Source organism: Streptomyces sp. NPDC029122, from assembly GCF_055569445.1.
Window position 1 is genome coordinate 1 of record NZ_JBVHWK010000041.1, and the last position, 20216, is coordinate 20216.

Genomic DNA, 20216 nt, shown 5'->3' on the forward strand with positions numbered 1-20216 from the left:
CCCCCCCCCCCCCCCCCCCCCCCCCCCCCCCCCCCCCCCCCCCCCCCCCCCCCCCCCCCCCCCCCCCCCCCCCCCCCCCCCCCCCCCCCCCCGCCCCGTACCCCTCGGCGGTCTAGCCGGCCAGGCAGGAGGGGCCGAGCAGCACCTTGAGGTCGCCGAAGAGGGCCGGGTCGGGCTGGACCCGGTGCCGGTCGAGGCGGAGCACGGTGGTGGTGCGCGGCCCCTGGAGCTTGATCCGCACCTCGGTGTTGCCCTTGTGGTGGCGCAGGATCTCGCCCAGCCGGGTCACCATCGGCGGGGTGACCTTGACGGTGGGGATGGTGAGGACGACGGGGGCGTTGGTACCGGCCGAGGACAGGTCGGGGACCATCATCTCCATCGCGACCAGCCGGGGGACGTCCTCGCGCTTGTCGAGGCGGCCCTTGACGAAGACGACGGTGTCCTCGACCAGCTGGGTGGAGACGAGCTGGTAGGTCGCGGGGAAGAACATGCACTCGATGGAGCCGGCCAGGTCCTCGACGGTGGCGATGGCCCAGGCGTTGCCCTGCTTGGTCATCTTGCGCTGGAGGCCCGAGATGATGCCGCCGATGGTGACGACGGCGCCGTCGGAGTGCTCCCCGCCGGTGAGCTGGGAGATGCCGGCGTCCGTCTTGTCGGACAGGACGTGCTCCAGGCCGAAGAGCGGGTGGTCGGAGACGTAGAGGCCGAGCATCTCGCGCTCCTGGGCGAGCAGGTAGGACTTCTCCCACTCGACGTCGGAGAACTCCACGTCGAGGCCGAAGCCGGGCTCGTCGCCGCCGTCCTCGTCACCCATTCCGCCGAAGAGGTCGAACTGCCCCTCGGCCTCCTTGCGCTTGACCGCGACCACGTTGTCGATCATCGACTCGTGGTGGGCGACCAGGCCCTTGCGGGTGTGGCCCATCTCGTCGAAGGCCCCGGCCTTGATCAGCGACTCGATGGTGCGCTTGTTGCAGACGACGGCCTCGACCTTGTCCAGGAAGTCCGGGAAGGAGGAGAACTTCCCCTTGGACTTCCTGGTCTTGATGATCGAGTCGACGACGTTCTGGCCGACGTTGCGCACGGCGGTGAGCCCGAAGAGGATCACGTCGTCGCCCTGGGCGGCGAAGTTGGACTCCGATTCGTTCACGTTCGGCGGGAGCACCTTGATGCCCATGCGGCGGCACTCGTTGAGGTAGATCGCGGACTTGTCCTTGTCGTCCTTGACCGAGGTGAGCAGGCCGGCCATGTACTCGGCCGGGTAGTTCGCCTTGAGGTAGGCGGTCCAGTAGGAGACCAGGCCGTACGCGGCCGAGTGGGCCTTGTTGAAGGCGTAGCCGGCGAAGGGGACCAGGACGTCCCAGAGCTTCTGGATGGCCTCGTCGGAGTAGCCGTTCTTGCGGGCTCCCGCCTGGAAGATCGTGAAGTTCTTCGCCAGCTCCTCGGGCTTCTTCTTGCCCATGACGCGGCGCAGGATGTCGGCCTCGCCGAGCGAGTACCCGGCGATGATCTGGGCGGCCTTCTGCACCTGCTCCTGGTAGACGATCAGGCCGTAGGTGACCGCGAGCACCTCTTCGAGCGGCTTCTCCAGCTCGGGGTGGATCGGGGTGATCTCCTGCTGCTTGTTCTTGCGCAGGGCGTAGTTCGTGTGGGAGTTCATGCCCATCGGGCCCGGGCGGTAGAGCGCGGACACGGCGGAGATGTCTTCGAAGTTGTCGGGCTTCATCAGGCGCAGCAGGGAGCGCATGGGCCCGCCGTCGAACTGGAAGACGCCGAGGGTGTCGCCCCGGCCGAGCAGTTCGAAGGTCTTGGGGTCGTCGAGCGGGAGGGCCAGGAGGTCGATGTCGATCCCCTTGTTGGCCTTCACCATCTTGACGGCGTCGTCCATGATCGTCAGGTTGCGCAGGCCGAGGAAGTCCATCTTCAGCAGGCCGAGCGATTCGCAGCTCGGGTAGTCCCACTGGGTGATGGTGACGCCGTCGGTGTGCCGCACCCAGACGGGGACGTGGTCCACGATCGGCTCGCTGGCCATGATCACGCCGGCGGCGTGCACGCCCATCTGGCGGACGAGGCCCTCCACACCGCGGGCGGTGTCGATGACCTTCTTCACGTCGGGCTCGTTCTCGTACATGCTGCGGATCTCGCCGGCCTCGCTGTAGCGGGGGTGCGAGGGGTCGAGGATGCCGGAGAGCGGGATGCCCTTGCCGAGGACGTCGGCGGGCATGGCCTTGGTGAGGCGGTCGCCCATGGCGTACGGGTAGCCGAGGACGCGGGCCGAGTCCTTGATCGCGTTCTTGGCCTTGATGGTGCCGTAGGTGCCGATCATGGCGACCTTGTCCTGGCCGTACTTCTCCGTGACGTACCGGATCACCTCGACGCGCCTGCGCTCGTCGAAGTCGATGTCGACATCGGGCATGGAGACGCGCTCGGGGTTCAGGAAGCGCTCGAAGATCAGGCCGTGCGGGATCGGGTCGAGGTCGGTGATGCCCATGGCGTAGGCGACGATCGAGCCGGCCGCGGAGCCTCGGCCGGGGCCCACCGCGATGCCCTGGTTCTTGGCCCACATGATGAAGTCGGCGACCACGAGGAAGTAGCCCGGGAAGCCCATCGAGATGATCGTGTCCATCTCGTACTCGACCTGCCGCATGCGGTCCTCGGGGATGCCCCCGGGGAAGCGGCGGTGCATGCCGCGCATGGTCTCCTCGCGGAACCAGGTGACCTCGGTGTAGCCCTCCGGGATGTCGAACTTCGGCATCAGGTTCCGGAAGGTGAACATGCCCTCGGTGTCGATCTGGTCCGCGACCAGCTTGGTGTTGGCGCAGCCCTCCTGCCAGGCGTCCGAGGAGTCGATCGCGTACATCTCGTCGGTCGACTTCAGGTAGTAGCCGGAGCCGTCGAAGCGGAAGCGGTCGGGGTCCGAGAGGTTCTTGCCGGTCTGGATGCACAGCAGGGCGTCGTGGGCGGCGGCCTCGTGCGCGTACGTGTAGTGCGAGTCGTTCGTGACCAGCGGCGGGATGCCGAGCTTCTTGCCGATCTCCAGCAGGCCGTCGCGGACCCGGCGCTCGATCTCGATGCCGTGGTCCATCAGCTCCAAAAAGTAGCGGTCCTTGCCGAAGATGTCCTGGTACTCGGAGGCCGACTTCAGGGCCTCGTCGAACTGGCCGAGGCGAAGGCGCGTCTGGAGCTCGCCGGAGGGGCAGCCGGTGGAGGCGATCAGGCCCTCCGACCACTTGCTGATGGTCTCCTTGTCCATGCGCGGCCACTTCGTGAGCCAGCCCTCGGCGTACGCGTCGGACGACAGCCGGAAGAGGTTGTGCAGTCCGGTGGCGTTCGCCGCCCAGATCGTCTTGTGGGTGTAACCGCCGGAGCCGGAGACGTCGTCCCGCTTCTGGTGGGGCTGGCCCCACTGGATGCGGCGCTTGTTGCGCCGGGACTCGGGGGCGACATAGGCCTCGATGCCGATGATCGGGGTGATCCCGGCCTTCTGGGCGGTGTGGAAGAAGTCGTACGCCCCGTGGAGGTTGCCGTGGTCGGACATGGCGATGTGCGTCATGCCCATTTCATTGCAGGCAGCGAACATGTCCTTCAGCCGCGCGGCACCGTCCAGCAGCGAGTACTGGGTGTGGACGTGCAGGTGCGTGAACGGCGTCTTGGTCACGGTGGGGGCCTCCTGAGGAGAGAGGGGCGGCAGCTTCGAATCCTACGTCCCACGAGTGACAGGGGGTGGGCACCGACGGGTACGGTCGTGCGTTGCAGAACCAGGAAGACAGGTCCGGCGTCCAGTCGGTCAGAAGCCGTACCACCCCTTGCACCAGGAGGCATCCGCCATGGCGGTCACCGAGACCACCGACGAACAGCGCGCCGAGCAGATACTCGATGTGTTCGACACCGCATTCGGCCGGCTGCTCGCCGTCGACCCCGCCGCCTTCCAGGTCAAGTTCCGGAAGATGGCCGCCTCCGCCTTCGCCTTCTACCGGGGCACGGCCTGCCTCTTCTACGCCGACCTGGAGCGCGACCGCCACGGCGGGCCCTACCTGGACGAGCGCACCGGCCGGGTCTGGATCCACGGCGACCTGCACGCCGAGAACTTCGGCACGTACATGGACTCCAACGGCCGGCTGGTGTTCAACGTGAACGACTTCGACGAGGCGTACGTGGGCCCCTTCACCTGGGACCTCAAGCGCTTCGCCGCCTCCGTCGCCCTGATCGGCTACACCAAGGCGCTCAGCGACGAGCAGATCAGCGCCCTCGTGCGGACGTACGCGGCCGCCTACCGGGAGCGGATCCACCTGCTCGCGGCCGGACGCGAGAGCAGCTACGAGGACGTGGCGCCCTCCTTCACCCTGGACACCGCCGACGGCGCCCTGCTGGGGGCGCTGCGCGCGGCCCGCGCCCGCACCCGCTTCTCCCTGCTGGACTCCATGACCGAGATCCGTGACCACGAGCGCCGCTTCACCGGCGGCGGCGGGGCGATCGAGCTGGACGCGGCCACCCGGTACAAGGTGCTGGCCGCCTTCGACGGGTACCTGGAGACCCTCCCGGAGGAGTCCCTGGTGCGGCCGGACTCCTACCGGGTCAAGGACGTGGTGGGCCGGCGGGGCGTGGGCATCGGCTCGGCCGGCCTGCCCTCGTACAACATCCTGCTGGAGGGGCACAGCGACGCCCTGGAGAACGACGTCGTGATCTACCTCAAGCAGGCGCAGATCCCGGCCGTGTCCCGGCACGTCACCGACCGGGCGGTCCGGGAGTACTTCCAGCACGAGGGCCACCGTACGGTGATCTCCCAGCGCGCCCTGCAGGCGCACGCCGACCCGTGGCTGGGCTGGACCGAGCTGGACGGCTCCGGGCAGCTGGTCGCGGAGGTCTCCCCGTACGCGGTGGACCTGGACTGGTCGGACCTGGACGACCCGGAGGAGATCGCGGCGGTGGTCGCGGACCTGGGCCGGGCGACGGCCACCATGCACGCCTCGGCCGACGAGGCCGAGAGCGGGCAGTCCCTGGTGCCCTTCTCCACCGAGCGGGCCATCGACGCGGTGATCGCCGCCGACGAGGAGGGCTTCCCCGAGCTGCTGGTCGACTTCGCCCACGCGTACGGCGCCCGGGCCCGCGCCGACCACCAGATCTTCGTGGACCTCTTCCGCAACGGCCGGATCCGGTCGTAAGCCATGGGGCGCAGGGGGTGCCGGGCCTCGATTCACAGGCCCAGGGGGCCTCTTCCACAGGAAGTCATGGCACACTCGCGACGATGGACATATCTGGGGTGAGGATCCGGGGGCTGCGGGCCGCGCTGTTCAGCGCGCTCGTCGTGCTGCTCTCGGCCGGCTCCCACGTGCTCATGTCCCGGGTCCCGCTGCCGCCCGCGCTGATCGCCGGCGCCTTCGCCGGGGTCTTCGCGATCGCCTTCGCACTGGCCGGCCGGGAGCGGGGCTTCGGCCCGATCGCCGGGCTGCTGGTACCGCTGGAGCTGGCGGCCGACACCGTCCTCACCGCCGGGCAGCACGCCTGCTACGGCCCGGCGGGCGGGCCGGTGTCCGGGCCGCTGCGCGCGATGGGCCTGGACGCGCTGTGCGGCGGGACCCCCGTGGGCGGGCCGCTGACCGAGGTGGCCGGGCCCGCCGGGGATCCGGCGGCGCTGCTGGCCTCGCCCGGGCCGTGGACGCCCTGGCTGCTGCTCGGCGCGCACGTCACCGTCGGGCTGGTCGCCGCCGCGTGGCTGCGGCACGGCGAGCGGGCCCTGGTGCGGCTGCTGCGGGCGGTCGCCGCCTTCGCGTTCCGGCCGCTGCTGCTGGCGGCGGCCTCGGCCGGGGCGGTCCCCGGGCGGGCCGGGCGGGCGCTGCGGACGGTGTTCCGCGGCGCGGTGGCCCGTACCCGCTTCCCGGCGCACTCCGTGGGCCTGCGGGGTCCTCCCGTACGTGTGGCGCCCTCGGGCGCCTGAGCGCGTACGGCAGTCCCCCTCAGCCCTCCACGGAGATCGTCATGAGTTCACGCAACACCCAGAAGAACAAGGCCGCCGCCCGCGAGCGGCTGCGCATCGAGCGCGAGCAGCAGGCGAAGAAGGACAGGGCCCGGCGCCAGCTGGTCGTGGCCGGCGCGGCCGTCGCCGTCCTGGCGCTGGCCGGCGGCGTCGGCTACGCGGTCGTGCAGGCCAACGAGCCCGGCTACTGGGACAAGGCCGCCGAGGCCGAGTTGGTCAAGCCGAAGAACGCCACGGGCGAGGACGGCCTGACCGTGGTCATCGGCAAGCCCGAGGCGAAGAAGACCCTGGAGCTGTACGAGGACTCGCGCTGCCCGGCCTGCGCCACCTTCGAGCAGTCGGTCGGCGAGCAGGTCAAGAAGGACGTCGAGGCGGGCAAGTACAAGCTCCGGTACTTCGGTGCGACCTTCATCGACAACGGCGTCAAGGGCGAGGGCTCGAAGAACGCCCTGAGCGCGCTGGGCGCTGCGCTGAACGTGAGCCCGCAGGCCTTCCTCGACTACAAGGGCGCGCTCTACTCGAAGGCGCTGCACCCCGACGAGACCGTCGACAGCTTCGGCAAGGACGACTACCTGCTGAAGGTCGCGGACACCGTCCCGGCGCTGAAGGACAACGCCGAGTTCAAGAAGGCGGTCCAGGACGGCACGTACGACCGGTGGGCCATGGACATGTCGAAGGCCTTCAACGAGTCCGGCGTGAAGGGGACCCCGACGCTGAAGATGGACGGCAAGAAGATCGAGACCCCGGCGACGCCGGAGGCCTTCACCGCGGCGATCGACAAGGCCCTCGCGGGCTGACGGAGCGACGGACCGACGGGCTGATGTCCTGACAGATCCGGTCATACCGCCGGATCCGCCCCAACGGGCGGGCGAACTCTCGGAGTTCGCCCGCCCGTTGCCGTTCCGTGGCTGTTCCCCGCCATGTACTGATCAGTAATATGATCACCCGTGACCAGTCATCTCACCCCTTCACACCCGCGCCGCCGTACGGTCGTCCTGGCCGCCGCGGCCACGGCCGCGCTCGCGCCGATCAGCACCCTCGGCGGCCAGGCGGCCCACGCGGCGGGGGCCGCGCCCGCCTTCCTCCACGGCGTCGCCTCCGGCGACCCGCTGCCCGACGGGATCCTGCTCTGGACCCGTATCACCCCGACTCCCGAAGCGGTGCCCGGCTCCGGCCTGGGCCCGGCCACCGCGGTGGGCTGGGAGGTGGCCGAGGACAAGGCCTTCTCCCGGGTCGTCGCGAGCGGTTCCGTCACCGCCACCGCCGCCTCCGACCACACGGTCAAGGCGGACGTGCGCGGCCTGCGGCCGCAGACCCCGTACTGGTACCGGTTCACCGCCGGCTCCACCGTCTCCCCCGTCGGCCGCACCCTGACCGCCCCGGCGGCCGACGCCACCACGCCCGGCATCCGCTTCGGCGTGGTCTCCTGCGCCAACTGGGAGTCCGGCTACTTCTCCGCCTACCGGCACCTGGCCGCCCGCACCGACCTGCACGCGGTGCTGCACCTGGGCGACTACATCTACGAGTACCAGACCGGCGGTTACCCCGAGGCGAAGTACGTCGTACGCCAGCACGAGCCGAAGAACGAGATCGTCTCGCTCTCCGACTACCGCACCCGGCACGGCAAGTACAAGACGGACGGCGACCTCCAGGCCCTGCACGCGGCCCACCCGGTCGTCGCCATCTGGGACGACCACGAGTTCGCCGACAACACCTGGTCCGGCGGCGCCGGGAACCACACGCCGGACACCGAGGGCGACTGGGCGGCCCGCGCGGCCGCCGCCAAGCAGGCGTACTTCGAGTGGATGCCCGTACGCCCCTCCACGGCGGGCACCGTCTACCGGCGGCTGCAGTTCGGCACCCTCGCCGACCTGCACCTGCTGGACCTGCGCTCCTTCCGCTCGGAGCAGGTCAAGACCGGCAACGGCTCGGCGGACGACCCGGAGCGCACGCTCACCGGGCGCGCCCAGCTGGACTGGCTCAAGTCCGGGCTGGCGTCCTCCAACGCGACCTGGAAGCTGGTCGGCACCTCCGTGATGATCTCGCCGGTGGCCTTCGCCTCGCTGCCCGCGCACCTGCTGAAGCCGCTCGCGCGCCTGCTGGGCCTGCCCGAGGGCGGGATAGCGGTCAACACGGACCAGTGGGACGGCTACACGGACGACCGCAAGGAGCTCCTGGGCCACTTGAAGGACCGGAACATCAAGAACACGGTGTTCCTGACCGGCGACATCCACATGGCGTGGGCGAACGACGTCCCGGTGAACATGGCGACGTACCCGGGCTCGGGCACGGCGGCCACCGAGTTCGTGGTGACCTCGGTGACCTCCGACAACATCGACGACATGCTGCACGTGGCGCCGCACACCCTCTCGGTCGTGGCCGAGGGCGCCATCAAGGCGGCGAACTGGCACGTCAAGTGGCTGGACATGGACTCGCACGGTTACGGCGTGCTGGACGTGACGGCCGAGCGCTCGCAGATGGACTACTACGTGGTCTCGGACAAGCGGCGGCAGGACGCGAGCTCCTCCTGGGCCCGCTCGTACCGCACGCTGAACGGCAGCCAGAAGGTGGAACGGGCCGACCAGCCGGTTCGCTGACCCTCCGTCAAATCTGCTGCGAATCGGGGCTCCTGGTGCAGACCAGGAGCCCCACCCGTCACATCGGCAACAAATCTTTAACCTACGAGTACTTGCCATCTTGATGACATGCACACATAAACTTCCGGCCAGCGTGAGGAAATCCCTCACCCCCCACCACGCTTGCCGAGGAGTCAACGTGCGCGCCGTCGCCCGCATATCCCCCCTTCTCCGCCGCCGCCTCATGGGTACGGCCGTCCTGGCCTCCACCCTGGCGTTCGCCCCCCTGACCGCGCCCGCCACGGTCGCCGCGGCCGCCCCCCACGCGGACGAGATCTGCGCCGAGGACGGCTCCGCCCCGGCCAACGCCCGTGTCGCCAAGCCCAAGGATGACCACGCGGCCGAGCCCAACGAGGTCACCGAGGCCCAGGTCAAGGCCATGGACGCCGACCTGAAGAAGAAGCTCGGCGAGGTCCGGCTGTCCCCGCAGCAGGTCTACGGCGTCGGCGCGGCCGCCACCGTCACGAACATCCCGGTGTACGTCCACGTCATCACCTCCGGCACCGCCGGCAAGCTGACCGCCACGGACATCAGCAACCAGCTCGCCGTCCTCAACGCCGCCTACAGCGGCCAGGGCACGGGCAACGTCGACGCCGGCTTCCAGTTCACCCTGGCCGGAACCGACTACACCGACAACGCCTCCTGGTACAACGTGTCCAGCGGCAGCCAGGCCGAGAAGGACATGAAGAACGCCCTGCGCAAGGGCGACAAGAACGCGCTCAACATCTACACCGCCAACCTCGGCGGCGGCCTGCTCGGCTGGGCGACCTTCCCGAGCTCCTACGCCTCCCAGCCCAAGATGGACGGCGTGGTCCTCCTCAACACCTCGCTGCCCGGCGGCTCCGCCGCCAACTACAACGAGGGCGACACCGCCACCCACGAGGTCGGCCACTGGATGGGCCTGTACCACACCTTCCAGGGCGGCTGCTCGGGCAGCGGCGACTCCGTCTCCGACACCCCGGCCGAGAAGAGCCCGGCCTACGAGTGCCCGACCGGCCGCGACTCCTGCGCCACCAAGGCGGGCGTCGACCCGATCCACAACTTCATGGACTACACGTACGACTCCTGCATGTACCAGTTCACCGCGGGCCAGGTCTCGCGGATGAAGAGCATGTGGACCGCCTACCGCACCGTCTGATCCGGCGGCTCTCCCGCATTCACGGCACTGCCCCCCGGCGCCCGGCGCCGGGGGGCAGTGCCCCGTGGTCCTACAGTGTGTCCAGGAAGGCCAGCGCGGCCTTCCAGGTCTCCTCCGCGGCCTGCGCGTCGTAGTCCTCCAGCTCCGGGTCCGTGAACAGGTGCCCCGCGCCCGGATAGCTGTGGACCTCCACGTCCGCCCCGGCCCGCCGCATCCGCAGGTACCAGGCCGTCAGCCAGTCGTGCGTCTCGTACGGGTCCGGGTCCGCGATGTGCAGCTGCACCGGCAGCTCGTCCGCCGAGGCGTCCTCCTCCAGATCCGCCGTACCGTGCAGGAGCAGCAGGCCCCGGGCCTTGTCGTCGGCCAGCGCCAGGTGCTGCGCGACGGAACCGCCGAAGGAGAAGCCGGCGTACACCAGGCCCTGGTCGGAGTGGGGCGCCGACGCCAGCACCGCCCGCTTGAGCAGCTCGTCGCGGCCCACCTGCTCCTGGTGGGCCACACCCTCCTCGAACGTGGCGAACGTACGGCCCTCGAAGAGGTCCGGCACCTGCACCCGGTGCCCGGCCGCGCGCAGCCGCTCGGCCGCGGCGTGCACCGCGGGCCGCAGCCCGTACGTCGAATGGAAGAGCATGATGTTCATGCCCTCCATCGTGCCATTCGTACGGAAAGCAGGAGTCCGGGGGCGCCCCGTGGATACGTTCTCCCCCATGGAGATGGAGAACGTCCTGCGTCCCGCCCTGGTCGTCTGCGCCGCCCTGGTCCTCACCCTGATCGCGGGCTGGCTGCTCGACCTGCTGCTGCGCCAGGCCGACGCCCGGCACCCCGAGACCCCGCTGTGGGGTCTGCTGCGCCGGTGCCGCCTGCCCTTCCGGCTCGTCCTCGGCACCGCGGTGCTCCAGGCCGCGTACCGGCCGGCGGACCTCCTCCCCGCCCACGCGGCCGGGGTGGGCCACTTCCTCACCCTGGTCCAGATCGCCTCCACCGCCTGGCTGCTCGTCGGCATCGCGGCGGCGGTCGTCGAGGCGGCCTACGCCCGCTACGCCGCCGCCTCCCCCGACGACGCGCGGGTGCGCCGCGTCCGCACCCAGGTCACCCTGATCCAGCGGGTGCTCACGGCCGTGGCCGTGGTGGTCGCCGTCGCCGCGATGCTGCTGACCTTCCCGCCGATGCGCACGGTCGGCGCCTCGGTGCTCGCCTCCGCCGGGGTGCTCGGCATCGTCGCGGGCATCGCCGCGCAGGCCTCCCTCGGCAACCTCTTCGCCGGGCTGCAGATCGCGTTCGGGGACACCGTGCGCATCGGGGACACCGTGGTCGTGGACAAGGAGTGGGGGAAGGTCGAGGAGATCACCCTGACCTTCCTGGTGGTCCGCACCTGGGACGAGCGCCGGATCACGATGCCGGTCTCGTACTTCACCAGCAAGCCGTACGAGAACTGGTCGCGCGGCGGCGCCCAGATGACGGGCACCGTCTTCTGGCACCTGGACCACTCGGCCCCGGTCGCCCTCATGCGGGACAAGCTCGCCGAGCTCCTCGAGGACGTCCCCGAATGGGACGGCCGCACCGGCAGCCTTGCCGTCACCGACACCACCCCGCACACCATCGTGGTCCGCGCGGTGGTCACCGCGAAGGACGCCGACGACGTGTGGACCGTGCGCTGCGCGGTCCGCGAGCGGATGATCGCCTGGCTGGCCGCCCGCCATCCGTACGCCCTCCCCCGCGTCACCACCGCGGAGGCGGCCCGGCAACCGGACTGAGCCACGTCACCGGCGGCCTACGCGCCGCGCAGGCTCCGCACGTCCAGGTGGCGCAGCACCCGGTCGACGATCTCCGGGTCGGAGCCCGGTTCGCTGCGCGCCGCCAGCACCTCGTGCCGGGCGGCGGACATCATCTCCCGCTGGATGCGCTGGACGTCGCGGATCCGCTCCACCCGCTTCGCGTAGGCCTCGCGCCGCTCCTCGTCGACCAGGTCGGGGCTGATCCGGGCCCCGACGTCGTACGCGCGCCGGTACAGCACCTCGACCAGGTCCTCGGGGAGGTCCTCGGACTCCTCGATCTCCTTGAGCCGCCGTTTCGCGGCCTTCGCCGCCCGCAGCGCCAGCCGCCGCTCGGTCTCCCGGTCCTCGTCCGTGTCCGCTTCCACCCCGAGCCGCCGCACCAGCCACGGCAGGGTCAGCCCCTGGAACACGAGCGTGGTCATGATCACCGCGAAGGCGATGAAGACGATCTCGTCGCGCGCCGGGAAGGGCTCGCCGCCCTCCGTACGCAGGGGCAGCGCCAGGGCCAGCGCCACCGAGGCCACCCCGCGCATGCCCGCCCACCACATCACGACGCTCTCCCGCCAGCTCAGCGGGATGTCCTCGTCGTAGTCGCGGCGCCGGTGCAGCCGCTTGGCCAGCCAGCCCGCCGGCAGCAGCCAGACCAGCCGTACGCCGACCACCACCGCGACCACCACCGCCGCCCAGCCGGCCATGTCCCACTCGCGGCCCCGGGCCACCCCGAAGACGTGGTGCAGCTCCAGCCCGATCAGTCCGAACGCCACCCCGGTGACCAGCGTGTCGACGATCTCCCAGAACGTGTGCCCGGCGAGACGGCCCAGCACGTCGTCGGCGTCGCCCGCGTACTCGGCGAGGAACAGGGCCGTCGTCAGCACGGCCAGCACCCCCGAGCCCTGGAACTCCTCCGCGACCACGTACGCGACGAACGGCAGCAGCAGCGTCAGCCCGATCTGGAGGGTGGCGTCCCCGAGCCGGCCCATCAGCCGGTTCGCGGCCCAGCCGAGCGCCAGCCCGACGGCCAGCGCCACCACGGCGGACAGCACGAACTCCCCGAGCGCCTCGGGCCAGGAGAAGCTGCCGCTGACGACGGCGGCGACGGCCACGTGGTAGAGCACGATGGCGGTGACGTCGTTGAACAGGCCCTCGCCCTCCAGGATGGACACCATCCGGCGCGGCAGCCCGAGCGCCCCGGCCACGGCGGTGGCGGCGACGGGATCGGGCGGGGCGACGAGCGCGCCGAGGGCGACGGCGGCCGCCAGTGGCAGGCCGGGCACGACGGCGTGCGCGACACCGGCCACGGCGGCGGTGGTCACGAACACCAGGGCCACGGCCAGCAGCAGGATGGGCCGGAGGTTCGCGGCGAACTGCCGCCAGGAGGTGCGCTGCGCGGAGGCGTACAGCAGCGGCGGCAGCACCAGCGGCAGGATGTACTCGGGCGGGATGTCCACATTGGGCACGGCCGGCACCAGCGCCAGCACGACCCCGCCGAGGGTCATCAGGACGGGCGCCGGCAGCCCCAGCCGGTCCCCCAGCGGTACGGTGACCACGGCGCCGAGCAGCAGGACGAAGAGCAGAGCGAGCTGATCCACTCCCCCACCCTGTCAGAAGCGGCGCCGCACCCGGGGATTTCGGCCGCGCCCCCCGGGCACGCCCCCGGGCCGCCCCTCTAGGGCAGGGTCCGGCGCATCGCCCGGTGCGGGATGCCCGCGTCCTCGAACTCCGGGCCGTACGCCTCGTACCCCAGCCGCTCGTAGAAGCCCAGCGCGTGCGTCTGCGCGCCGAGGTCCACGGCCGCCAGCCCCAGCCGGACGGCCTCCGCCTCGATCGCGCGGACCAGTGCCACCCCGACGCCCAGCCCGCGCGCGGACGCGCGTACGGCCAGCCGCCCGAGGGAACCGACCTCCGGGGACCCGGTCTTGCCCAGGGCGCCGGGCCCGTGCAGCAGCCGGCCGGTGCCCAGGGGCTCCCCGTCCGGGCCGACGGCCAGCACGTGCAGCGCGCCCGCGTCGTAGGCGTCGTACTCGACCGACTCCGGCACGGACTGCTCCACCACGAACACCTCGGTCCGCACGGCGTAGCAGGCCGCGAGGTCGGCCTCGGAAGAGGCCACCCTCACCGTGACGGGCGGGGCGGGGGTCACTGGCTCTCGGCCCGGATCACATCCAGCGCGTGCTGCAGGTCCGCCGGGTAACCGCTCTCGAACTCCACCCACTGCCCGTCGGCGGGGTGCTCGAAGCCGAGCCGCACCGCGTGCAGCCACTGCCGGGTCAGGCCCAGCCGCTTCGCGACGGTGGGGTCGGCCCCGTAGGTCAGGTCGCCGACGCAGGGGTGGCGGTGCGCGGACATGTGCACGCGGATCTGGTGCGTGCGCCCCGTCTCCAGCTTGATGTCCAGCAGCGACGCCGCGCGGAACGCCTCGATCAGGTCGTAGTGGGTGACGGAGTCCTTGCCGTCCTGGGTCACCGCCCACTTGTAGTCGGCGCTCGGGTGACGTCCGATCGGCGCGTCGATCGTGCCGCTCATCGGGTCCGGGTGGCCCTGCACCAGCGCGTGGTAGCGCTTGTCCACGACCCGCTCGCGGAACTGGTTCTTCAGCGAGGTGTAGGCGCGCTCGGACTTGGCCACGGCCATCAGGCCGGAGGTGCCGACGTCGAGGCGGTGCACGATGCCCTGGCGCTCGGAGGCGCCGGAGGTGGAGATCCGGTAGCCCGCGGCGGCGAGGCCGCCGATGACGGTGGTGCCGGTCCAGCCGGGGCTGGGGTGGGCGGCGACGCCGACGGGCTTCATGATGACCACGACGTCGTCGTCGTCGTGGATGATCTCCATGCCGGGTACGGGCTCGGCCACGAGCTCGACGGGCCGCGGCGGGGCGGGCATCTCGACCTCGAGCCAGGCGCCGCCGTGGACGCGTTCGGACTTGCCGACGACACTGCCGTCGACCGAGACCTTCCCCTCCGCCGCCAGCTCGGCCGCCTTCGTCCGGGAGAAACCGAACATACGGGCGATGGCGGCGTCGACGCGCTCGCCTTCAAGGCCATCGGGAACGGGCAGGGTGCGGATCTCGGGAATCGTACTCACCTGTCGAGTATGCAGGACTCGGCAGAGGAGGATGCCCGCGCGAGCTCCCCGATCAGTCCTTGTGGACCGTGCCGTCCGGGTCCAGGCCCTTGAAGGACAGCAGGACGATCAGGATCCCGCCGCACACGATCGCCGAGTCCGCGAGGTTGAACACGGCGAAGTGGGCCGGCGCGATGAAGTCGACGACCGCACCCCGGAACACGCCCGGCGAACGGAAGATCCGGTCGGTGAGGTTGCCCAGCGCGCCGCCCAGCAGCAGGCCCAGCGCGATGGCCCACGGCAGGCTGTACAGCTTGCGGGCCAGCCGGACGATCACCACGATCACGGTCGCCGCGATGGCGGTGAAGATGATCGTGAAGGCCTCGCCGATGCCGAAGGCGGCGCCGGCGTTGCGGATGGCGGAGAACTTCAGCACGTCGCCGATGATCTCGATCGGCGGCTGGTGTTCCAGTTTGGCCACTACCAGCATCTTGCTGCCGAGGTCGAGCAGGTACGCGAGCACCGCGACGACCAGCAGCGCCGTGATCCGCCTGCGCCCCCGGGGCGCCGCGGGCTCCGACTGCGGTTCGGCGTCGTCCCCGACTTCCGGCATACCGATGATGCGCTCCGCCTCTGCCACGTGAGTCCCTCGAACTAGCTCGAACCAGGTTCGGGAACCTTCATCCCGACGAGACACGAGAGTACGTCAGTGCCCGTAGGTCGTGGCTAGTGCCTCCGCTCCTGCTTCTGCTTGCAGTCCACGCACAGCGTGGCCCGCGGGAACGCCTGCATCCTGGCCTTGCCGATGGGCTGCCCGCAGTTCTCGCAGAGCCCGTACGTGCCCGCCTCCAGCCGTTCCAGGGCCCGCTCGGTCTGCTCCAGCATCGAGGTGGCGTTCGCGGCGAGGGCCAGCTCGGACTCCCGGGTGATGTTCTTGGTGCCGGTGTCGGCCTGGTCGTCGCCCGCGCCGTCGCCCGAGTCCCGCATCAGGCCCGAGATGGCCACCTCGGAGGCGTCCAGCTCGGCGCGCAGCCGCACCACCTCGCTCTCCAGCTCCGCCCGCGCCTCGGCGACCTCCTCCGGGGTCCAGGGGTCCTCCCCCGCGCGCACGGCGAGACCGCCGCGCGCCGGGGCCGCGGTGGCCTTCACCTTGGGAAGCCCGCTGGTGGCGGTCCCGGCCGTCTTCCTGGCCGTACCCACTGTCTTCTTGGCAACCACTGTCCGAGCTCCCGTCTTCCGCGCGGCCGGGGCCGCCCCCTCGGACACGTCCGCCTTGGCCGTGTCCTTGCTCGTGGTGCGCCCGGCCACCGCCGCACCGGCGGCGGCCTTCTCGGCCGGAGCCGTCTTGGCCGCCTTCTTGGCGGTGGCCTTGCTGACCGGAGCCTTGCTGACCGGGGCCTGCTCGGCCCCGGCCTTCCCGCCCGCGGCCTTCTTGGCCGGGGCCTTCTTGGCCGGGGCCTTCTTGGCCGGGGCCTTCTTGGCCGGGGCCTTCTTGGCGACGACCTTCTTGGCGACGGCCTTCTTGGCGACGGCCTTCTTGGCCGGGGCCTCTGTGGCCGCGGTCTTCTTAACCGGAGCCTCCTTGGCAGCGGTCTTCTTGGCGGCAGCCTCCTTGGCCGGAGCCTTGTCGGCCCCGGTCTTCTCGGCCGGAGCCTTCTTGGACGGCGCCCGCTCGGCCGGCGCCTTCCCGCCCGTCGCCCCTTCGGCCGGAGCCCTCGCGGCGGTGACCTTTCTCGCCGGGGTCTTCTTGACCGCGGCCTCGGCCACCTCCTGCGTCCCGGTCTTCTTCGCCACCATGGCCGCGGCCCCTTTTCACATACTGTGATCTTGTTCGCAGATCGTGCCGGAACGATAAATCGCCTCCGACCCCACGGCAACGGGGCACGCGTCCATCGAGGTCAACCTGCATCCGTTGTGCCCAGCGCGGAGCCCCGTAATCCGCCCCGTCCACCCCAGTGGATCCCGAACCGGCCCGTCGGGCCATCCGGGGCACCGCGGCCCGGCCCGCGCCACGCCGCCGGCCGCCGCAAAACCGGTCCGCCCGCCGGCGCCCCGGCCCGTACACTGGGCGCAGCGAAAGGCATGGATGGGGACGAGTAGCGTCGGACGCAGCCAGGAGCGACCCGGGGACGGTGAGAGCCCGGGGGCGAGCGCGACGTGAAGGATCACCCCGGAGCCGCCGGAAGAAAGCCCGCACGGATCCCCGTAGGGCGAGTAGAACCGGCTTCGCACCCCAATGAGGGGGCCGCCGGACCCGTCCGGAGGCCAAGGAGGGTGGTACCGCGGGAGCAGCAGACGCTCTCGTCCCTCCGGACGGAAGCGACACACCGCCGGAGGAAGAGTTCAGCCTCATGACCACACCGCCGCAGTACCGCCCGGTACCCGCCCAGGTCGACCTGCCCGCCCTCGAGCACGCCGTCCTCGACTTCTGGCGCGAGAGCAAGACCTTCGCCAAGACGCTCGAGCAGTCCGAGGGCCGCCCCGAATGGGTCTTCTACGAAGGCCCGCCCACCGCGAACGGCATGCCCGGTGCGCACCACATCGAGGCCCGCGTCTTCAAGGACGTCTTCCCCCGCTTCCGCACCATGCGCGGCTACCACGTCGCCCGCAAGGCCGGCTGGGACTGCCACGGCCTGCCCGTGGAGCTGGCCGTCGAGAAGGAACTGGGCTTCAACGGCAAGCAGGACATCGAGGCGTACGGCATCGCCGAGTTCAACGCCAAGTGCCGCGAGTCCGTCACCCGTCACACCGACGCGTTCACCGAGCTCACGACCCGCATGGGCTACTGGGTCGACCTGGACGACGCCTACCGGACCATGGACCCGGAGTACGTCGAGTCGGTCTGGTGGTCCCTGAAGGAGATCTTCAACAAGGGTCTGCTGACCCAGGACCACCGCGTGGCCCCCTGGTGCCCGCGCTGCGGCACCGGCCTGTCCGACCACGAGCTGGCCCAGGGCTACGAGACGGTCGTCGACCCCTCCGTCTACGTCCGCTTCCCGCTGACCTCCGGCCCGCTCGCCGGCGAGGCGTCCCTGGTCGTGTGGACCACCACCCCCTGGACCCTCGTCTCGAACACCGCCGTCGCCGCCCACCCGGAGGTCACGTACGTCGTCGCGACCAACGGCGAGGAGAACCTCGTAGTCGCCCAGCCGCTGCTGGAGAAGGCGCTCGGCGAGGGCTGGGAGGCCACCGGCCGGACCTTCACGGGCAAGGAGATGGAGCGCTGGACGTACGAGCGCCCCTTCGCGCTCGTGGAGTTCCCGGAGCCGGCGCACTACGTCGTCAACGCCGACTACGTCACCACCGAGGACGGCACCGGTCTGGTCCACCAGGCCCCGGCCTTCGGCGCCGACGACCTCGCGGTCTGCCGCTCGTACGGCATGCCGGTCGTGAACCCGGTCCGCGCCGACGGCACCTTCGAGGAGGAGGTCCCGCTCGTCGGCGGCATCTTCTTCAAGAAGGCCGACGAGAAGCTGACCGCCGACCTCGACGCGCGCGGCCTGCTCTTCAAGCACATCGCCTACGAGCACAGCTACCCGCACTGCTGGCGCTGCCACACCGCGCTGCTCTACTACGCGCAGCCGTCCTGGTACATCCGCACCACCGCCGTCAAGGACGCGATGCTGCGGGAGAACGAGAAGACCAACTGGTTCCCGGACTCGGTCAAGCAGGGCCGCTTCGGCGACTGGCTGAACAACAACATCGACTGGGCGCTGTCCCGCAACCGCTACTGGGGCACCCCGCTGCCGATCTGGCGCTGCGAGGAGAACCACCTCACCTGCGTCGGCTCCCGCGCCGAGCTGAGCGAGCTGTCCGGGCAGGACCACTCCGCCCTGGACCCGCACCGCCCGTACATCGACGACGTGACCTTCCCCTGCACCGCCGACGGCTGCTCGCTGACCGCCGTCCGCGTGCCCGAGGTCATCGACGCCTGGTACGACTCGGGCTCCATGCCGTTCGCGCAGTGGGGCTACCCGTACAAGAACAAGGAGATCTTCGAGAAGCGCTACCCGGCGCAGTTCATCTCGGAGGCCATCGACCAGACGCGCGGGTGGTTCTACACCCTCATGGCGGTCGGCACCCTCGTCTTCGACAAGTCCTCGTACGAGAACGTGGTCTGCCTCGGCCACATCCTCGCCGAGGACGGCCGCAAGATGTCCAAGCACCTGGGCAACATCCTCCAGCCGATCCCGCTCATGGACCAGCACGGCGCCGACGCCGTGCGCTGGTTCATGGCGGCCGGCGGCTCCCCGTGGGCGGCGCGGCGCGTCGGCCACGGCACGATCCAGGAAGTCGTCCGCAAGACGCTCCTCACGTACTGGAACACGGTCGCCTTCCAGGCCCTGTACGCCCGTACGTCGAACTGGGCGCCGTCCGCCGCCGACCCGGCGCCGGCCGACCGCACGGTCCTCGACCGCTGGCTGCTCTCCGAGCTCCACACCCTCGTCACCGAGGTCACGGACGCGATGGAGGCCTACGACACCCAGCGCGCGGGCAAGCTGCTCTCCGCCTTCGTGGACGACCTGTCCAACTGGTACGTGCGCCGCTCGCGCCGCCGGTTCTGGCAGGGCGACGCGGCCGCGCTGCGCACCCTGCACGACGTGGTCGAGACGGTCACCCGTCTCATGGCCCCCCTCACCCCCTTCATCACGGAGCGGGTCTGGCAGGACATGATCGTCCCCGTCACCCCGGACGCGCCGGAGTCGGTGCACCTGTCGGCCTGGCCGGTGGCCGACGCCTCCGCCATCGACCCGGTGCTGTCGCAGCAGATGCTGCTGGTACGCCGCCTCGTGGAGCTGGGCCGTGCGACGCGCGCGGAGTCCGGGGTCAAGACCCGCCAGCCGCTGTCGCGCGCGCTGGTCGGGGCGGTGGGCTTCGACGCCCTGTCCCCGGAGCTCCAGGCGCAGATCACGGAGGAGCTGAACGTCTCCTCCCTGGCCTCCCTGTCCGAGGTCGGCGGCTCGCTGGTGGACACCACCGCCAAGGCCAACTTCCGGGCGCTGGGCAAGCGCTTCGGCAAGGGCGTGCAGGACGTGGCGAAGGCCGTGGCCGCCGCCGATGCCGCCGCCCTGTCCCTGGCCCTGCGCTCCGGCTCGGCGGAGGTCGAGGTGAACGGTGAGACGATCACCCTCACCCCGGAGGAGGTCATCATCACGGAGACCCCGCGCGAGGGCTGGTCGGTGGCCTCCGACTCCGGTGCGACGGTCGCCCTCGACCTGGAGATCACCCCGGAGCTGCGGCTCGCCGGCCTGGCGCGGGACGCCATCCGCCTGATCCAGGAGGCCCGGAAGAACTCCGGCCTCGACGTGGCGGACCGCATCGCCCTGCGCTGGTCCTCCACCTCCCCGGAGGTCGAGACGGCCCTGACGGACCACGCGGCGCTGATCGCGGACGAGGTCCTGGCGACGGACTTCGCGTCCGGCGAGGCCGACGCCTCGTACGGTGACCCGTTCACGGACGAGTCCCTGTCGCTGACGTTCCGCCTCCGCAAGGCGTAACGCCTCCCGGCAACGCGGCTGTGGGGGGGGGGGGGGGGGAGGGGGGGGGGGGGGGGGGGGCCCCACCCCCCCCCCCCCCCCCCGATGTGAGGGGGGGGGGGGGGGGGGGGGGAGAAGGAGAAGAGGAATTGAGCCCACAAG

Annotated in this window: 14 protein-coding genes; 7 read left to right on the top strand and 7 right to left on the bottom strand. The window is 71.0% G+C overall.

All coding sequences use genetic code 11. The annotated features are described in order from the left end of the window. Positions 1-112: 112 nt before the first annotated feature. Positions 113-3655 (bottom strand): DNA polymerase III subunit alpha, encoded by a 3543-nt coding sequence (gene dnaE / locus ACZ4WZ_RS31880; protein ID WP_467896316.1) that lies wholly within the window; start codon positions 3653-3655, stop codon positions 113-115. Positions 3656-3824: 169 nt separating this feature from the next. Between dnaE and ACZ4WZ_RS31885 the strand changes: the two genes are divergently transcribed. The 5 genes from ACZ4WZ_RS31885 to ACZ4WZ_RS31905 all read left to right on the top strand — a co-directional run bounded on the left by ACZ4WZ_RS31885 (position 3825) and on the right by ACZ4WZ_RS31905 (position 9745). Next, positions 3825-5159, top strand: a complete 1335-nt coding sequence (locus ACZ4WZ_RS31885; protein WP_467896318.1) for a DUF2252 domain-containing protein — start codon at positions 3825-3827, stop codon at positions 5157-5159. 83 nt (positions 5160-5242) lie between these two features. After that, entirely contained in the window at positions 5243-5932 is a 690-nt protein-coding gene (locus tag ACZ4WZ_RS31890; protein WP_467896320.1) for a hypothetical protein, read from the top strand. A 41-nt stretch (positions 5933-5973) separates the two neighbouring features. Then, positions 5974-6768, top strand: coding sequence for a DsbA family protein (locus ACZ4WZ_RS31895; protein ID WP_467896321.1), 795 nt, complete (start codon positions 5974-5976; stop codon positions 6766-6768). 150 nt (positions 6769-6918) lie between these two features. After that, complete coding sequence (locus tag ACZ4WZ_RS31900) at positions 6919-8568, top strand: alkaline phosphatase D family protein (protein ID WP_467896323.1); 1650 nt, start codon at positions 6919-6921, stop codon at positions 8566-8568. Between the two features lie 223 nt (positions 8569-8791). After that, on the top strand, positions 8792-9745 hold the full coding sequence (locus ACZ4WZ_RS31905) for a zinc metalloprotease (protein WP_467896381.1): 954 nt from the start codon (positions 8792-8794) through the stop codon (positions 9743-9745). A gap of 70 nt (positions 9746-9815) precedes the next feature. Here the strand turns inward: ACZ4WZ_RS31905 and ACZ4WZ_RS31910 are convergent, their stop codons facing one another. After that, positions 9816-10385 (bottom strand): dienelactone hydrolase family protein, encoded by a 570-nt coding sequence (locus ACZ4WZ_RS31910; RefSeq protein ID WP_467896325.1) that lies wholly within the window; start codon positions 10383-10385, stop codon positions 9816-9818. A gap of 73 nt (positions 10386-10458) precedes the next feature. Here ACZ4WZ_RS31910 and ACZ4WZ_RS31915 point away from each other — a divergent pair, with 73 nt between their 5' ends. Then, on the top strand, positions 10459-11499 hold the full coding sequence (locus tag ACZ4WZ_RS31915) for a mechanosensitive ion channel family protein (RefSeq protein WP_467896383.1): 1041 nt from the start codon (positions 10459-10461) through the stop codon (positions 11497-11499). 17 nt (positions 11500-11516) lie between these two features. On the opposite strand, the gene ACZ4WZ_RS31920 is transcribed toward ACZ4WZ_RS31915, so the two are convergent. From ACZ4WZ_RS31920 to ACZ4WZ_RS31940, 5 genes are all read right to left on the bottom strand, one after another. Continuing rightward, positions 11517-13109 (bottom strand): Na+/H+ antiporter, encoded by a 1593-nt coding sequence (locus ACZ4WZ_RS31920; protein WP_467896327.1) that lies wholly within the window; start codon positions 13107-13109, stop codon positions 11517-11519. 77 nt (positions 13110-13186) lie between these two features. Next, on the bottom strand, positions 13187-13660 hold the full coding sequence (locus ACZ4WZ_RS31925; RefSeq protein ID WP_467896329.1) for a GNAT family N-acetyltransferase: 474 nt from the start codon (positions 13658-13660) through the stop codon (positions 13187-13189). Continuing rightward, on the bottom strand, positions 13657-14598 hold the full coding sequence (locus ACZ4WZ_RS31930) for an RluA family pseudouridine synthase (RefSeq protein WP_388935421.1): 942 nt from the start codon (positions 14596-14598) through the stop codon (positions 13657-13659). Before ACZ4WZ_RS31930 ends, ACZ4WZ_RS31925 begins: the two co-directional genes overlap by 4 nt. 52 nt (positions 14599-14650) lie before the next feature. Continuing rightward, positions 14651-15217 carry a signal peptidase II gene (gene lspA, locus ACZ4WZ_RS31935; protein ID WP_467896331.1) on the bottom strand — a complete coding sequence of 189 codons (567 nt, stop codon included), beginning with the start codon at positions 15215-15217 and terminating at the stop codon, positions 14651-14653. Positions 15218-15303: 86 nt separating this feature from the next. Then, positions 15304-16374, bottom strand: coding sequence for a TraR/DksA family transcriptional regulator (locus tag ACZ4WZ_RS31940; RefSeq protein ID WP_467896333.1), 1071 nt, complete (start codon positions 16372-16374; stop codon positions 15304-15306). A gap of 554 nt (positions 16375-16928) precedes the next feature. Here ACZ4WZ_RS31940 and ileS point away from each other — a divergent pair. Then, entirely contained in the window at positions 16929-20075 is a 3147-nt protein-coding gene (gene ileS, locus ACZ4WZ_RS31945; protein WP_467896335.1) for an isoleucine--tRNA ligase, read from the top strand. Positions 20076-20216 lie beyond the last annotated feature (141 nt).

What these genes read in the sequence shown, in the direction of transcription:
- ileS (WP_467896335.1), top strand. Translation starts at nt 16,929, where the DNA reads ATGACCACACCGCCGCAGTACCGCCCGGTACCCGCCCAGGTCGACCTG.
- ACZ4WZ_RS31915 (WP_467896383.1), top strand. Translation starts at nt 10,459, where the DNA reads ATGGAGAACGTCCTGCGTCCCGCCCTGGTCGTCTGCGCCGCCCTGGTC.
- ACZ4WZ_RS31905 (WP_467896381.1), top strand. Translation starts at nt 8,792, where the DNA reads ATGGGTACGGCCGTCCTGGCCTCCACCCTGGCGTTCGCCCCCCTGACC.
- ACZ4WZ_RS31940 (WP_467896333.1), bottom strand. Translation starts at nt 16,374, where the DNA reads ATGGTGGCGAAGAAGACCGGGACGCAGGAGGTGGCCGAGGCCGCGGTC.
- ACZ4WZ_RS31895 (WP_467896321.1), top strand. Translation starts at nt 5,974, where the DNA reads ATGAGTTCACGCAACACCCAGAAGAACAAGGCCGCCGCCCGCGAGCGG.
- ACZ4WZ_RS31910 (WP_467896325.1), bottom strand. Translation starts at nt 10,385, where the DNA reads ATGAACATCATGCTCTTCCATTCGACGTACGGGCTGCGGCCCGCGGTG.
- ACZ4WZ_RS31885 (WP_467896318.1), top strand. Translation starts at nt 3,825, where the DNA reads ATGGCGGTCACCGAGACCACCGACGAACAGCGCGCCGAGCAGATACTC.
- ACZ4WZ_RS31890 (WP_467896320.1), top strand. Translation starts at nt 5,243, where the DNA reads ATGGACATATCTGGGGTGAGGATCCGGGGGCTGCGGGCCGCGCTGTTC.